Source organism: Mycobacterium sp. WUMAC-067 (assembly GCF_020217485.1).
Lineage (GTDB): Bacteria > Actinomycetota > Actinomycetes > Mycobacteriales > Mycobacteriaceae > Mycobacterium.
This window is the reverse complement of sequence record NZ_JAEKMI010000005.1, coordinates 1-15,262: the sequence shown is the minus strand read 5'-3', so window position 1 is coordinate 15,262 and position 15,262 is coordinate 1. Positions and strand designations below refer to the sequence as shown.

15 protein-coding genes are annotated in these 15,262 nt (G+C 68.4%); all 15 read right to left on the bottom strand.

Features of this window, described 5'->3' with window-relative positions:
* Window positions 1–8 precede the first annotated feature (8 nt).
* The 15 genes from JF781_RS04560 to ftsH all read right to left on the bottom strand — a co-directional run bounded on the left by JF781_RS04560 (window position 9) and on the right by ftsH (window position 15,192).
* On the bottom strand, window positions 9–218 hold the full coding sequence (locus tag JF781_RS04560; protein ID WP_225326214.1) for a CbtB-domain containing protein: 210 nt from the start codon (window positions 216–218) through the stop codon (window positions 9–11).
* 90 nt (window positions 219–308) lie between these two features.
* On the bottom strand, window positions 309–2,852 hold the full coding sequence (gene clpC1 / locus JF781_RS04555) for an ATP-dependent protease ATP-binding subunit ClpC (protein ID WP_020821484.1): 2,544 nt from the start codon (window positions 2,850–2,852) through the stop codon (window positions 309–311).
* A gap of 348 nt (window positions 2,853–3,200) precedes the next feature.
* Window positions 3,201–3,539 (bottom strand): histone-like nucleoid-structuring protein Lsr2, encoded by a 339-nt coding sequence (gene lsr2, locus JF781_RS04550; RefSeq protein WP_008263502.1) that lies wholly within the window; start codon window positions 3,537–3,539, stop codon window positions 3,201–3,203.
* Window positions 3,540–3,669: 130 nt separating this feature from the next.
* Window positions 3,670–5,163: a lysine--tRNA ligase gene (gene lysS, locus JF781_RS04545; RefSeq protein ID WP_225326213.1), complete on the bottom strand. Its 1,494-nt coding sequence runs from the start codon at window positions 5,161–5,163 to the stop codon at window positions 3,670–3,672.
* A 51-nt stretch (window positions 5,164–5,214) separates the two neighbouring features.
* Window positions 5,215–6,039, bottom strand: coding sequence for a type III pantothenate kinase (locus JF781_RS04540; protein WP_225326212.1), 825 nt, complete (start codon window positions 6,037–6,039; stop codon window positions 5,215–5,217).
* A gap of 2 nt (window positions 6,040–6,041) precedes the next feature.
* On the bottom strand, window positions 6,042–6,461 hold the full coding sequence (gene panD / locus JF781_RS04535) for an aspartate 1-decarboxylase (protein ID WP_225326321.1): 420 nt from the start codon (window positions 6,459–6,461) through the stop codon (window positions 6,042–6,044).
* The gene (gene panC, locus JF781_RS04530; protein WP_225326211.1) at window positions 6,461–7,399 is read right to left on the bottom strand and encodes a pantoate--beta-alanine ligase; all 939 of its coding nucleotides are present in this window, start codon (window positions 7,397–7,399) and stop codon (window positions 6,461–6,463) included. Before panC ends, panD begins: the two co-directional genes overlap by 1 nt.
* Window positions 7,396–8,307: a Rossmann-like and DUF2520 domain-containing protein gene (locus tag JF781_RS04525; RefSeq protein WP_225326210.1), complete on the bottom strand. Its 912-nt coding sequence runs from the start codon at window positions 8,305–8,307 to the stop codon at window positions 7,396–7,398. Before JF781_RS04525 ends, panC begins: the two co-directional genes overlap by 4 nt.
* Before the next feature lie 128 nt (window positions 8,308–8,435).
* The gene (locus JF781_RS04520; protein WP_225326209.1) at window positions 8,436–9,830 is read right to left on the bottom strand and encodes a DUF6779 domain-containing protein; all 1,395 of its coding nucleotides are present in this window, start codon (window positions 9,828–9,830) and stop codon (window positions 8,436–8,438) included.
* 86 nt (window positions 9,831–9,916) lie between these two features.
* Window positions 9,917–10,393, bottom strand: coding sequence for a DUF3180 domain-containing protein (locus JF781_RS04515; protein WP_225326208.1), 477 nt, complete (start codon window positions 10,391–10,393; stop codon window positions 9,917–9,919).
* The gene (gene folK / locus JF781_RS04510; RefSeq protein WP_225326207.1) at window positions 10,393–10,911 is read right to left on the bottom strand and encodes a 2-amino-4-hydroxy-6-hydroxymethyldihydropteridine diphosphokinase; all 519 of its coding nucleotides are present in this window, start codon (window positions 10,909–10,911) and stop codon (window positions 10,393–10,395) included. Before folK ends, JF781_RS04515 begins: the two co-directional genes overlap by 1 nt.
* Window positions 10,908–11,294 (bottom strand): dihydroneopterin aldolase, encoded by a 387-nt coding sequence (gene folB, locus JF781_RS04505; RefSeq protein ID WP_225326206.1) that lies wholly within the window; start codon window positions 11,292–11,294, stop codon window positions 10,908–10,910. The genes folK and folB overlap by 4 nt, the downstream gene beginning before the upstream one ends.
* Window positions 11,287–12,138, bottom strand: a complete 852-nt coding sequence (folP, locus tag JF781_RS04500) for a dihydropteroate synthase (RefSeq protein WP_225326205.1) — start codon at window positions 12,136–12,138, stop codon at window positions 11,287–11,289. Before folP ends, folB begins: the two co-directional genes overlap by 8 nt.
* Window positions 12,135–12,737, bottom strand: coding sequence for a GTP cyclohydrolase I FolE (folE, locus tag JF781_RS04495; protein WP_225326204.1), 603 nt, complete (start codon window positions 12,735–12,737; stop codon window positions 12,135–12,137). Before folE ends, folP begins: the two co-directional genes overlap by 4 nt.
* Before the next feature lie 16 nt (window positions 12,738–12,753).
* Entirely contained in the window at window positions 12,754–15,192 is a 2,439-nt protein-coding gene (gene ftsH, locus JF781_RS04490) for an ATP-dependent zinc metalloprotease FtsH (RefSeq protein ID WP_225326203.1), read from the bottom strand.
* Window positions 15,193–15,262 lie beyond the last annotated feature (70 nt).

Sequence of the window (15,262 nt, the reverse complement as noted above, 5' to 3'; positions counted from 1 at the left end):
AGACCGGCTCAGTGGCAGGGGAAGCCGAGGAGATGGCGCGCGTCGTGCACGAACTCGTGCACATGCGAGTCGCTGCCGAACAGCGACACCGCCCCCTGGTCGACGCCGACGAAGTACAGCGCCAACAACGCGAGAAAGACGGTCGCCGCCAACCAGAGCGCGGCGCTTGCCGCCGACAGGTCGAGCGGACGGGTGCGGGCTACCTGGGAGTTCGCCACGAGAGCCTCCTTGTGCGGTGCACGCCCTTCTCGACGCGCAAGTGTGAACCCTGCGACGCGGCACACAATCCACGCGCCGCCGGGTTCACCCTACTGCGCGTCCGGCGCCTGCGGTGCGGCGTGCGCCCCGGCCTTGGCCAGGTCCGGCTCGGCCGGCGGCTTGCGGGTGCCGGTGAAGGTGAACTTCGCGTCCTCGCCGGCGCTCTCGCCGTCCCAGTTGTCGACGTCGACCGTGACGACCTGGCCGGGACCGACCTCCTCGAAGAGGATCTTCTCCGAGAGCTGGTCCTCGATCTCGCGCTGGATGGTGCGCCGCAGCGGACGGGCACCCAGCACGGGGTCGAAGCCGCGCTTGGCCAGCAATGCCTTGGCCTTGTCGGTCAGCTCCATCGCCATGTCCTTGCTCTTGAGCTGGTTGCCGACGCGCTGGATCATCAGGTCGACCATCCGGATGATCTCGTCGCGGGTCAGCTGGTGGAACACGATGATGTCGTCGATGCGGTTGAGGAACTCCGGGCGGAAGTGCTTCTTCAGCTCGTCGTTGACCTTCTGCTTCATCCGCTCGTAGTTGTTCTCACCGCCACCCTGGGTGAAGCCCAGGCCGACCGGCTTGGAGATGTCGGACGTGCCGAGGTTCGAGGTGAAGATCAGCACGGTGTTCTTGAAGTCCACCGTGCGGCCCTGGCCGTCGGTGAGCCGACCGTCCTCGAGGACCTGCAACAGGCTGTTGTAGATCTCCTGGTGCGCCTTCTCGATCTCGTCGAACAGCACCACGGAGAACGGCTTGCGGCGCACCTTCTCGGTGAGCTGGCCGCCCTCCTCGTAGCCGACGTATCCCGGCGGGGCGCCGAACAACCGCGACGCGGTGAACCGGTCGTGGAACTCGCCCATGTCGATCTGGATGAGCGCGTCGTCGTCGCCGAACAGGAAGTTGGCCAGCGCCTTGGACAGCTCGGTCTTACCGACACCGGACGGGCCGGCGAAGATGAACGAACCCGACGGGCGCTTGGGGTCTTTCAGCCCGGCGCGGGTGCGGCGGATCGCCTTGGAGACGGCCTTGACGGCGTCCTCCTGGCCGATGATCCGCTTGTGCAGCTCGTCCTCCATGCGCAGCAACCGGGTGGTCTCGGCCTCGGTGAGCTTGAACACCGGGATGCCGGTCCAGTTGCCCAGCACCTCGGCGATCTGCTCGTCGTCCACCTCGGCGACCACGTCGAGATCGCCGGAGCGCCACTGCTTTTCGCGCTCGGCACGCTGGGCCACCAGCTGCTTCTCCCGATCCCGCAGGCTGGCCGCCTTCTCGAAGTCCTGGGCGTCGATCGCCGATTCCTTCTCCCGGCGCGCGTCGGCGATCTTCTCATCGAACTCGCGCAGGTCTGGCGGCGCCGTCATCCGGCGGATCCGCATCCGGGCGCCCGCCTCGTCGATCAGGTCGATCGCCTTGTCCGGCAGGAACCGGTCGTTGATGTAGCGGTCGGCCAGGGTGGCCGCCGCGACCAGTGCCGGGTCGGTAATCGAGACCCGGTGGTGCGCCTCGTAGCGGTCGCGCAGACCCTTGAGGATCTCGATGGTGTGCTCCACCGTCGGCTCACCGACCTGCACCGGCTGGAAGCGGCGCTCCAGGGCGGCGTCCTTCTCGATGTACTTGCGGTACTCGTCGAGCGTGGTGGCGCCGATCGTCTGCAGCTCGCCGCGGGCCAGCTTGGGCTTAAGGATCGACGCGGCGTCGATCGCTCCCTCGGCGGCACCGGCACCCACCAGGGTGTGCAGCTCGTCGATGAACAGGATGATGTCGCCGCGGGTGTTGATCTCCTTGAGCACCTTCTTCAGGCGTTCCTCGAAGTCACCGCGGTAGCGCGAGCCCGCGACCAGCGAGCCCAGGTCCAGGGTGTAGAGCTGCTTGTCCTTCAGCGTCTCCGGGACCTCGCCGTGCACGATGGCCTGCGCCAGGCCCTCGACGACGGCGGTCTTGCCGACGCCGGGCTCGCCGATCAGCACCGGGTTGTTCTTGGTGCGCCGGCTCAGCACCTGCATCACCCGCTCGATTTCCTTCTCGCGGCCGATGACCGGGTCCAGCTTGCCTTCCATCGCGGCGGCGGTCAGGTTGCGGCCGAACTGGTCGAGCACCAACGAGGTGGACGGGCTGCCGGACTCGCCGCCACGGCCACCGGTGCCCGCCTCGGCGGCCTCCTTGCCCTGGTAGCCGCTCAGCAGCTGGATGACCTGTTGGCGCACCCGGGTCAGCTCCGCGCCCAGCTTCACCAGCACCTGCGCCGCCACGCCCTCACCCTCACGGATCAGGCCCAGCAGGATGTGCTCGGTGCCGATGTAGTTGTGGCCGAGTTGCAGCGCCTCGCGCAGGCTCAGCTCGAGAACCTTCTTGGCGCGCGGGGTGAACGGGATGTGGCCCGACGGGGCCTGCTGGCCCTGGCCGATGATCTCCTCGACCTGGCTGCGGACGCCCTCGAGCGAGATGCCCAGCGACTCCAGCGACTTCGCGGCGACGCCTTCGCCCTCGTGAATCAAACCCAGCAGGATGTGCTCGGTGCCGATGTAGTTGTGGTTGAGCATCCGGGCCTCTTCTTGCGCCAGGACGACGACCCTGCGGGCACGGTCGGTAAATCTTTCAAACATCGGGTTACCTGCTCTCCCTCAACATCGGTACAAACTGGTTAGCGGCCCTTCTAGCAACCCTGCCGGTTCCCTGTGGCCGGAATCGCGTACCTGCCATCCACTGTAATGGTCGGCTTGCCAGCGGGCCTAACCTTGTGCGGCCTCGTTCGCTGCGGACGCAACTTGGTCCTTCCGGCCGTAAATCTCTCCTGCGACTGCCTGCGGCGTTACGCGCCGTATGGACGCCGTACGGAGAGGAAACGTCGCAAAGTCTCAATTCGTTTCCCGGGACGCCCGTCGATCATTTCGCGCCCAGCGAAATGACAAACCGGCGCCCGGGCGTGGACCCGGGCGCCGGTTCGAAGACTGTCAGGTTGCCGCGTGGAACGCGTCGATGACGTCGGCCGGGATGCGGCCGCGCGTCGACACGTTGTGCCCGTTCCGGCGAGCCCATTCGCGGATCGCTGCGCTCTGCTCGCGGTCGATGGCGCCGCGGCCGCGTCCCGAGCCGGAACGCCCGCGCCGGCGGCCGCCGACGCGGCGGCCGGCTTCCACCCATTGCTTCAGATCTCCGCGAAGTTTCGCGGCATTCTTGGACGAAAGATCAATCTCATAGGTCACCCCGTCAAGCCCGAATTCGACCGTTTCGTCGGCTGCGCCGGCACCGTCGAAATCATCGACCAACGTGACGGTCACTTTTTTTGCCATTGGCTTACCCTCGCATTTCGTCCTGAGCAGTTACTGAGCAGATTGGAACGACCTCCCCGGTCACCAATGTGCCATAACAACGCAGCATACTCAATCTGTACGGACGCTGCAGCGTTGAGCTTTTCGACTACTAGTGCGGGCGAACAATGGGGAACAAAACTGTCTCCCGAATTGACAGTCCGGTCAAAGTCATCAACAACCGGTCGATACCCATTCCCGTTCCGGTGCATGGCGGCATCGCATACTCGAGTGCGGCGAGAAAATCTTCGTCGAGCACCATGGCCTCGTCGTCGCCGGCGGCCGCAGCGCGCGCTTGGTCGGCGAACCTCTCCCGCTGCACCACCGGATCGTTCAACTCCGAGTACCCGGTGGCCAGTTCGACTCCGCGCACATACAGGTCCCACTTCTCTGTGACGCCCGCGATGCTGCGGTGCTGACGCGTCAAAGGTGTTGTCTCGACCGGGAAATCCCGCACGAACGTGGGTGCGACGAGCGAGTTGCCCACCGTGTGCTCCCACAGTTCCTCGATGATCTTTCCGTGTCCGTAGCCGCGGTCACGCGGAATCTCGACACCGAGCCGGTCGGCGATTCCGAGCAGCTTTTCGACCGTCGCCTCCGGTGTGATCTCTTCACCGAGCGCCGCCGACAGCGACGGGTACATTTCTATAGAAGCCCATTCTCCGTCTATGTCGTAGACACTGCCGTCGGGCAGCGGTAGTTGTCTGGTTCCGATCGCCTCGTCGGCGACCTCTTGAATAAGCTCGCGCGTCACTACCGCCGAATCGTCATACGTTCCGTAGGCCTGGTAGGTCTCGAGCATGGAAAATTCGGGAGAATGTGTGGAATCCGCACCTTCGTTTCGAAACACGCGATTTAGTTCGAAAACTCTGTCGAAGCCACCGACGACGCAGCGCTTGAGGAACAGTTCCGGTGCGATCCTCAGGTAGAGATCGATGTCCAGCGCATTGGAATGCGTGATGAAGGGCCGCGCGGCCGCGCCGCCGGCCAGCGTCTGCAACATTGGGGTTTCGACTTCGAGAAAGCCGCGCCGTTCCAATGCGTTGCGGATGGCGCGGATGACCGCGATTCGCTGCCGGGCCACGGTGCGCGCCTGCGGGCGGACGATCAGGTCGACGTAACGCTGCCGCACCCGCGCTTCTTCACTCATCTCCTTGTGCGCGACGGGCAGCGGGCGCAACGACTTGGACGCCATCCGCCACGAATCGGCCAGCACCGACAATTCGCCGCGCCGCGAGCTGATCACGTTGCCGTGCACGTAGACGATGTCGCCCAGGTCGACGTCGGCCTTCCACGCGTCGAGGGAATCACGACCCACCTTGTCGAGGCTGACCATCACTTGCAGGGTGGTGCCGTCGCCCTCCTGCAGCGTGGCGAAGCACAGCTTTCCCGAGTTGCGGGCGAAGATCACCCGGCCCGCGACGCCGACGAGGTCATCGGTCGCCGTGTCGACCGGCAGGTCGGGGTGGGCGGCGCGGACCTGCGCCAACGTGTGGGTGCGTTCGACGGCGACCGGGTAGGGATCGCGCCCCTCGGCGAGCAGCCGAGCGCGCTTATCCCGGCGGATCCGGTACTGCTCGGGAATATCTAGGTCGTCGGCACTCACGACGTGCCAGCTTAAATCAACTCTGGTGGCGCCTTTGACCGGCGGGCCGCCCTAGCGGGCCGTCTTCAGCCGGCCGCGCTGGGCGTCGCGGTTGCGTTCGAAGACCAGCCGCAGGCCGTGCAGGGTCAGGTGCTGTTCGTAGTGGCTGACGGTTTGCAGCTCGGGCAGCAGCAGGGGCGCGGTGTGTCCGGTGGCCACGATCGCGACCTGATCTCCCAGGTCGGTCCCGAATCCCGCCACGTCCTCACGGATGCGCCCGACCAGGCCGTCGACCAGCCCGGCGAATCCGAACACCGCCCCGGCCTGCATGCACTCGACGGTGTTCTTGCCGATCACGGATCGGGGTCGGGTCAGCTCGACTCGGCGCAGCGCGGCCGAGCGGGCCGCGGCGGCGTCGGAGGAAACCTGCAACCCGGGCGCGATCGCGCCGCCGAGGAATTCACCCTTGGCCGACACGACGTCCACGCAGATCGAGGATCCGAAGTCGATGACGATGGCGGCCGTGCCGAACTTGTGAAAGGCCGCCAGGCAGTTGACTATTCGGTCGGCGCCGACCTCTTTGGGATTGTCCACCAGCAGCGGGATGCCCGTGCGCACCCCGGGCTCGATCAGCACGTGCGGCACCGACGGCCAGTACTGGTCGAGCATGAGCCGCACCTCGTGCAGCACCGAGGGGACGGTCGAGAGGGCGGCGGCGCCGGTGAGCCGCTCGGAATCGTCGCCGATCAAACCGTCGATAGTCAGGGCCAATTCGTCCGCGGTGATTTCCGCTTCGGTGCGAATCCTCCACTGCTGCACGACGTTTGCGTGCTCTTTGGCGCCCGATATCAGCCCGACGACGGTGTGGGTGTTACGGACGTCGATCGCCAGCAGCACGGCTACCGCGCAACGATCCGGGGATCCAGCAGCTCGGCCGCGTCTGCGGGCACGAACGCCGGGTCGTTGCCGAGGTCGATCGGCTTGTTGTCGGCGTCGACGAAGACGATCCGCGGCTGATAGGTCCGGGCCTCCGCCTCCTCCATGGTCCCGTACGCGATCAGGATCACCAGATCGCCGGGGTGGACGAGATGTGCTGCCGCACCGTTGATTCCGATCACTCCGCTGCCGCGTTCGCCGGTGATGGCGTAGGTGACGAGCCGGGCACCGTTGTCGATGTCGACGATGGTCACCTGTTCGCCTTCGAGCAGGTCCGCGGCGTCCATCAGATCGGCGTCGATGGTCACCGAGCCCACGTAGTGCAGGTCGGCCTGCGTGACGGTGGCCCGGTGGATCTTCGACCTGAGCATCGTCCGTAGCATCAGTTCCTCCAAGGTGATTGGGCGTATTCGTGATTACCGTCCGGCCCGGAGGTGCCGGCGGGAGTTTCGATCTGCATTTCGACGTTGTCCAGCAGCCTGGTGGCGCCCAGCCGCGCCGCGACCAGCAGCCGGGCCGACCCGTGGGCGGGCGCCGGACGGAGCCCGGCGTCGCGCAATTCGAGGTAGTCGACCGTGAGCGCGGGCACGGCGTCGAGCACCGCGCGCGCCGCGTCCAGCGCGGCCGCCCCGCCGCGGTGGGCGGCATGGGCGGCGGCGGTCAGCGCGGCCGAAAGCGTCACGGCCAGTTCACGTTGCGTGGGGTCCAAGTAGCGGTTGCGCGACGACATCGCCAGCCCGTCGCCTTCCCGCACGGTCGGCACTCCGACGACCTGCACGTCGATGTTGAGGTCGGCGACCATCTGGCGGATCACCACCAGCTGCTGATAATCCTTCTCGCCGAAGAAGATCCGGTCCGGGCGCACGATCTGCAGCAGCTTGCACACGACGGTGAGCACGCCGGCGAAATGGGTGGGCCGGTGGCGGCCCTCGAGTTCGGCGGCCAGCGGCCCGGGCTGCACCGTGGTGCGCAAACCGTCGGGGTACATCGCCGTGGCCGTTGGGGCGAAGACGATTTCGACGCCTTCTTCGCGCAGCAGCGCGAGGTCGTCGTCCATGGTCCGGGGATAGGCGTCGAGATCCTCGCCGGCGCCGAATTGCAGCGGGTTGACGAAGATCGAGACCACGACCACCGACCCGGGCACCCGCTTGGCGGCACGCACCAGCGCCAGATGGCCGTCGTGCAGCGCGCCCATGGTGGGCACCAGCATCACCCGGCGGCCGGTGTGGCGCAGGGCGCGGCTGACGTCGGTGACGTCGCGCGGGTTCGGGTACAGGTTGAGTTCGCCCGCCTTGAAGGCCGGGGGCTTGCCGGGGGTCATGGCGCCAGCACCTCGACGATGTCTTGGGGAGCGCGTGCGCGCTGGGCGGTGCGCAGGGCGTTCACCCGATACGCCTGCGCCAGTTCGGGTCCGACCTGGGCGAGCGCGGCCAGATGCCCGGCGACCGCGGCCGCGTCGCCACGCGCGACCGGGCCGGTGAGCGCGGCTTGCCCGCGTTGCAGGGTGTTCTCCAGCGCGGCCCGGGCCAGCGGCCCGACGATGCGTTCGGCGATGCCGCCCGGCTGGTCGGCGACGGACTGCTGGCCGAGCAGCTCGCTGCCGCGCAGCGCGGCGCGCAACGCCTCCAGGGCGTCCGCGAGCACGGTCACGATGTGGTTGCCCGCGTGGGCCAGCGCCGCGTGGTAGAGGACGCGGGCGCCCTCGGCGACGCAGAACGGCTCTCCGCCCATCTCCAGGACGAGCGATTGACCGATCGCGTATCCGACCTCGTCGGCCGCCGTGACGCCGAAGCAGGTGTCCGGCAGCCTGCTGATGTCCTCGTCGGAGCCGGTGAACGTCATGGCCGGGTGGATCGCCAGCGGGATGCAGCCCTGTTCGGCCAGCGGAGCGAGGACGCCCACCCCGTTGGCGCCGGACGTGTGGACCACGATGGTGCCGGGCCGCACGGCCGAGGTCGCGGCCAGCCCGGACACCAGACCGGCCAGTTCGGCGTCGGGAACCGCGAGCAGCAGCAGTTCGGCGGCGGCGGCGACGTCCGGCGGCGTCGCCACCGGGGTGTCGGGCAGCCGGCGCTGGGCCCGCTGCCGCGACGCATGGGAGATGGCGCTGCACGCCACCACGACGTGGTCCGCGCGCTCCAGCGCGACACCGAGCGCGGTGCCCACCCGGCCGGCGGAGATGATGCCCACCTTGAGCCTGGCCGGGCGCAGACCGTCGAACTGCACCATCGCAGACGACCTCACAGATTCTTGGTTTCGTTCCGGTCCCACCGGGTGGGTACCGTTCGGTCACTGAGACTCTAGCCGATTACCAGGCGTTTCCCAATGTGAGGAAGCTCCCAGCTCAGCCTTCGCGGCTATTCACGTCTGCGGCGCCGGCCGCCTTCGGAGGGCTGCACCTGCAGGCGGGCCAGCAGGTCGGCGACCGACTGGCCGCCCGTCGAGGTGGTCTCGCCGACGGCGTCGGCGTCCTCGGGCTGCGGTTCACCGCCGTGCCGGGGCGCGTGCTCCGGTACCGGCGGTGGCGCCAGCCGCGGTGGCGGGGGCGCGGCGGCGGGCGGGCCCTGGTGCACCGGGGGTGGCGGCGCCTGCGGCTCGCTGCCGGGAGCGAAATTGCGCATCCCGTAGTCGCGGTACTCCGCCGAGTGGCGGGACCGTGCCCGGCGGCCGGACTCGGTGTAGGGCGGTGGGGGTGGTGGCTCGACGGGCAGGCCGTCCCAGGCTTCGTCCCGGGGTTCGCCTCGGGATTCCTCGGGGCCCGAATGCCGTGCGCGCCGCCGCCCGCCCGCCGATTCGCCGGGGGCGTCCGCGGCCCAGTTGCTGCCCGGCGCCCCGGGCGGCAACCACTGCCCTTCGGTGGCCGCCGGCTGCCATTCCTGGCGTCGCCGTTCCGCCTGCGGTTGCGGTTCGGGCTCCGGCGGGGGCTGCGGTTCGGGTTGCGGTTCCGGCGGCGGCGGTTGGTGACGAGGTTCGAACCGCGGCTCCGGCGGTGCGGAGTAGGTGGGCTCCTGCGGTGCGGCGTAGGCGGGATCCGGCGCCGGATACGCGGGTTCTTGGGCCGGTTCGTACTGGTAGCGGGCACGTTCCCGCCGGGGAGGCGGCGGCTGACGGGGCGGCAGCAGGGGTTCTTCGGGCACGTCGATGATGGCCGTCTCGTCGGCGCGGCCCCGCGCGTTGTCCTGGGGCACCGACGTGACCCGATCGCTGGACACCCAATCGACGGGGTTGTCGCGCGGGGTCTCCCCGTTGCGATCCCACTCGCTGTACGCGCGCTCCGGTTGCGGCTCGGTCTCGACCGTCCCGAGGGCCGGGCGGTGCGCGAGGTCGGTGTCGAACAGAATCTCCAGGCTGGTGCGCAATGAACTCAGCTCCGCGCGCAGCTCGGCCAGATCGTCGGCGGCCTGGGCGCGCAGCTCCGAGGCCAGCTCGCGACGCAGCTGGGACTCCACGGTCAGTTCGTATTCGCGCCGGGCCGAGATCTCGCGGTCGAGCTGGAGGTCGTAGACCAACTTGAGGTCGCGGACACGGGCCTGGTCGGCGTCGCTTTGGCGGCGATAGAGCACGGACACGAAGGCGCCGGCGACCGCGGCCCACAGCGCCAGGATCACAGCGAGCTTGAGGAGTTCCACCCGATTGGTGAAAACCAATGCGGAACTGGCACCTATCGCGAGGACCAGCAACGCGGTCAAGAGCACCCACCCCGGCCTGCGGCCGCCGCGCCGGACCCGGGCGCCGCGGGACAGAACGGTCATGGCCTGACTGTACCTGCGCGAGGTCAATCCGCGTGTCGCCCTACTCCGGCGATTCTCACGTGGGTTGATCCGCGACTCGATCGGCGCTAGGTTTCGGCGCCCTCGCCGTGATCGGTCGGGTCGTACGGGGACTTGCAGCAATGTTGCAGCCACAGCGCGGCAACCACCAATGCCAGCGCGCTGATGGCCGCCACCACCGTTCCGGAGGTGTCCTCGGCGGCGGCCCGCAGCCAGGACCGGCGCGGCAGGAAGTACACCAGCAGTCCCACCCACCAGCCCAGCATCAGCGCCCCCACCCAGGCCGAGGCCTTGGCGACCATCAGGCTGCGCGCCACCGCGAGCGGGTGCAGCCTGCCCGGACCGGGGCCGATTTCGCCGTCGCTGATCTTGGCGCGCACGTAGCGCGCCCACAGCGCCTCTCCGATGGCCACCGCCAGCAGCGACAGGCCGGTCAACACCGTGATCGGGGGAAACCACCGGTACAGGCCCGTGACCAGCAGGTAAGCCAGCACGGCAGCGCCGACGACCGCGGCCGACAGGTCACGCTTGCGGGTGGGTCCCATCAGGTTTTGCGCTCGAGCGTCAGGCTGGTCGGCCGCACACCCTCGCGGTCGGCATCTTCCAACTGGGCGAGCAGGCCGGCGACCGGTTGCGGACCGCCGGCCAGGGTCAGCCGCGCGTCCGGGTCGACGGCCAGCCACGGGATCAGCACGAAGGCCCGTAAATGGGCCAGCGGATGCGGCAGCGTCAGGTTGTTCTCCCGGGAGGTCACCTCGGTTTGCCCGTAACAGGCGATGAGATCGACGTCGAGGGTGCGCGGCCCCCAGCGCTCGCCGCGGACCCGGCCCGCCGCCCGCTCGAACTCCTGCGCCCGGGCCAGCCAGCCCTGCCCGTCGCAGGCCGGGTCGTCGGCGATCAGCACCGCGTTGAGGAACGGCGCCTGATCCACCCGGCCCCAGGGGTCGGTCTCGTACACCGGCGACACGGCGAGCACCGTGTCCCCCAGCCCGTCGACGACCGACTGCAACCGCGCCAGCCGGTCCCCCAGGTTGGAGCCGACGGACAACACCACACGCGTCATAACGGCACCACCGAACCTCGACCCCGCCGCGACCGCCGCACCACCACCGAGACGTCGGCGAACTGCTGCGGGATGGGGGCTTGCGGCTTGTGCACCACCACCTCGACGGCGTGCACGCGTTCGTCGTCCATCACCTGATCGGCGATCTGGGCGCCGACGGTTTCGATCAGGTTGCGCGCGGGTCCCGCCACGACGTCGGCCGCCAGCTGGGCCAGCGCGGCGTAGTCGTAGGTGTCGACGAGGTCATCGGTGGCGGCGGCCGACGCCAGGTCGATCCACACCGTGACGTCGATGACGAAGTCCTGCCCGTTCGCGCGTTCGTGGCCGAAAACCCCGTGTTGTCCGCGAACCTTCAACCCGCGCAACTCGATTCGATCAGACATCGTGTTCAGCCAGCCCAGTGTGAGTTTCATCGTTCCACGCCGCCACCACCTTGAGCGCATCGACCGTGGCGCGCACGTCGTGCACCCGCACGCCCCAGGCCCCGTGCAACGCGGCCAGCGCGGAAATCACCGCGGTCGCCGTCTCGCGCCCGTCGGGCGGGCGCGGAGAGCCGTCGGGCCCGGCCAACAACGTACCGAGGAACCGTTTGCGCGATGCGCCCAGCAGCACCGGGATCCCGGTGCCGACCAATTGCGGCAACGCATGCAGCAGCGCCCAATTGTGTTGTGCCGTCTTGGCGAATCCCAGCCCGGGATCGATCATCAGCTGGGCGGGATCGACACCGGCGCACACCGCGGCGTCGACGCTGGCCAGCAACTCGGCGCGCACCTCGGCGACCACGTCGCGGTAGCTCGGGGCCGCGTGCGGACGCTCGGCCGAAACCGAGCGCCAATGCATCAGCACCCAAGGCACTTTCGCCTCGGCCAGCAGCGGCGCCATGGCGGGATCGGCCCGGCCGCCGGACACGTCGTTGACGATCCGCGCGCCGCTGCCCAGTGCCGCCCGCGCGACATCGGCGTGCATCGTGTCGATGCTCACCGTAACGCCTTGTGACGCAAGCTCTTTGATGACGGGGGCGACCCGGGAGGTCTCGACACGGGAATCGACGCGCGTGGCGCCGGGGCGGGTCGATTCCCCCCCGACGTCGACGATGCTTGCGCCGTCGGCGACCAATGCCAGTCCCTGTGCCACGGCTTTGTCGGGATCGAGATAGCGGCCGCCGTCGGAGAACGAATCGTCAGTGACGTTCAGAACTCCCATTACCTGCACAGGCGCCAGGCTCACTTACGCAGGATGAGGTCGAGCGCTTCGGCTCGAGAAGCGGCGTTGGTTTTGAACAGACCGCGCACCGCCGAGGTCGTGGTCGTCGCCCCGGGTTTGCGGACACCGCGCATCGCCATGCACAGGTGCTCGGCCTCGACCACGACGATCACGCCGCGCGGATTGAGCTTTTTCACCAGGGCGTCGGCGATTTGGCTGGTGAGCCGTTCCTGCACCTGGGGCCGCTTGGCGTACAGGTCGACCAGCCGTGCGATCTTCGACAGGCCGGTGACCCTGCCGTCGTTGCCCGGGATGTAGCCGACGTGGGCCACCCCGTGGAACGACACCAGGTGGTGTTCGCACGTGGAATACAGCGGGATTTCCTTGACCAGCACCAGCTCGTCGTGATCCTCGTCGAACATGGTGTTCAACACGGAGTCCGGATCGGTGTAGAGCCCGGCGAACATCTCCTGGTAGGCGCGGGCCACGCGGGCCGGGGTTTCCCGCAGGCCGTGCCGGTCCGGGTCTTCGCCGATCGCGCACAGCAACTCGCGGACCGCGGCCTCGGCACGCTCCTGGTCGAAGACCCGCATCTGGAACATCGCGGTGTCCGGCAGTGCCATCGAATCCTCCGTTTGCTCAGCCGTGGGCCGGCGGATTGGACCGGCTTACGTCGTCATCCTGCCGGTCGGGTGAGCCACCCTCCGGGGCGGGCTGGCCCGGTGGGGGATACGGCGGATACGGCGGGTACGACGGCTGCGCCTGACCCGGCTGACCGGCACGACCCGGCCCGCCCGGATACCCCTGCTGGTGGCCGGCGTGGCCCTGCTGTCCGGGATACGGCTGCGGGCCCGGGTAGCTGGGCGCCGGTTGCTGCCAGTAGGGCTGCTGGGGCGACTGTGCCGGCGGATGCCAATAGTTGGGCTGCGGCTGCTGCGGCTGCTGCGATTGCTGCGGCGGCCATCCCGGCGCGCGCCAACCGGCCGGCGCGCCGTAGTCGGGTTGGGTGGGCCCGGGCGGCGCACCCTTACCGCTGCCCTGGCTCCCGTGAGAACCGTTGCCGCCGTTGGCGTTTCGGGAGGCCTCCAGTCGTGCCGCTTCGCTGGCCCGTGCGATGGCCGCCTTGAAGGCCGGCTCGGGGGTGGGCGGCGGCCAGGGCTCGCCACGCTCGATGGCCAGCTCGCCGGGGGTCTTGATCGGCGGCTTGTCCGACGGGATGCGGCCACCGAAGTCGTCGAACATGGTGAGCCGCGGGCGCTTTTCGACGCCGGAGAAGATGCCTTCCAGCTCGGCCCGGTGCAAGGTTTCCTTTTCCAGCAGCTCGCCCGCCAGGGTGTCGAGGATGTCGCGGTATTCGGTGAGGATCTCCCACGCCTCGGTGTGCGCGGCCTCGATCAGCTTGCGGATCTCGTCGTCGATGTCGCGGGCGACCTCGTGCGAATAGTCCGCTTGCGTTCCCATGGTGCGGCCCAGGAACGGGTCGCCGTGTTCCGAACCGTATTTGACCGCACCGAGTTTGGAGCTCATCCCGAATTCGGTGACCATGGCGCGCGCGATCTTGGTGGCCTGCTCGATGTCTGACACCGCGCCCGTGGTCGGCTCCCGGAACACCAACTCCTCGGCGGCGCGCCCGCCCATCGCAAACACCAACTGCGCGATCATCTCCGAGCGGGTCCGCAGTCCCTTGTCTTCCTCCGGTACCGCCACCGCGTGCCCGCCGGTGCGGCCCCGCGCCAGGATCGTCACCTTGTAAATCGGTTCGATGTCGGGCATCGCCCAGGCCGCCAGGGTGTGGCCGCCTTCGTGATAGGCGGTGATCTTCTTTTCCTGCTCGCTGATGATGCGGCCCTTGCGGCGCGGGCCGCCGATCACCCGGTCCACCGCCTCTTCCAGGGCGGCGCTGGTGATGACGGTGCCGTTCTCCCGGGCGGTGAGCAGCGCCGCCTCGTTGATCACGTTGGCCAGGTCGGCGCCGGTCATGCCGACGGTCCGCTTGGCCAGCCCGGCAAGGTCGGCGTCCGGGCCGATCGGCTTGCCCTTGGAGTGCACCTCCAGCACCGCTTTGCGACCCGCCAGGTCCGGGTTGGACACCGGGATCTGCCGGTCGAAGCGGCCGGGCCGCAGCAGCGCCGGGTCCAGAATGTCCGGCCGGTTGGTGGCCGCGATCAGGATGACGCCGGCCCGCGGGTCGAACCCGTCCATTTCGACCAGCAACTGGTTCAGCGTCTGCTCGCGCTCGTCATGCCCGCCGCCCAGGCCCGCGCCGCGCTGGCGGCCCACGGCGTCGATCTCGTCGACGAAGATGATGCACGGGTTGTTCTGTTTGGCCTGGTCGAACAGGTCGCGCACCCGGGACGCGCCGACACCGACGAACATCTCGACGAAGTCGGAGCCGGAGATGGTGAAGAACGGGACGCCGGCCTCGCCCGCCACCGCGCGGGCAAGCAGGGTCTTACCGGTCCCGGGCGGACCGTAGAGCAGCACGCCCCGGGGGATCTTGGCGCCCAGCGCCTGATAGCGGCCGGGGTTCTGCAGGAAGTCCTTGATCTCGTAAAGCTCCTCGACCGCCTCGTCGACGCCGGCGACGTCGGCGAACGTGGTCTTGGGCATGTCCTTGGAAAGCTGCTTGGCGCGCGATTTGCCGAATCCGAAGCCCATGCGGGCGCCGCCCTGCATGCGGGAGAACATCACGAAGAGCCCCACCAGCAGCAGCAGCGGCAGGACGTAGACCAACAGCTCGCCCAGGATGCTGCCCTGGTTGACGACGGTGCTGACCTTCGCGTTCTTGGCGGTCAGCGCGTTGAACAGGTCGACCGCATACCCGCTGGGATATTTGGTGATGACCTTGTCGGAATTGTCCGTGTCGCCATTGCCCTTCTTCAGGGTCAGGCGCAGCTGTTGTTCACGATCGTCGATTTGTGCGCTTTTGACGTTGTCGCCGTTGATTTGGGACATCGCCACAGACGTGTCGACGGGCTTATAGCCGCGAGTGTCGTCGCTGAAGTAGAAGAACGACCAGCCGAGCAGCACCACGACAGCGATCGCCGTGATGGTGCGAATAACGTTTTTCCGGTTCATCAATCATCGGCCTTGCTGGCCAGGTCCTTCCCCGATATACACGCAGCTGGAAAAGTCCAGGCTACCGCCT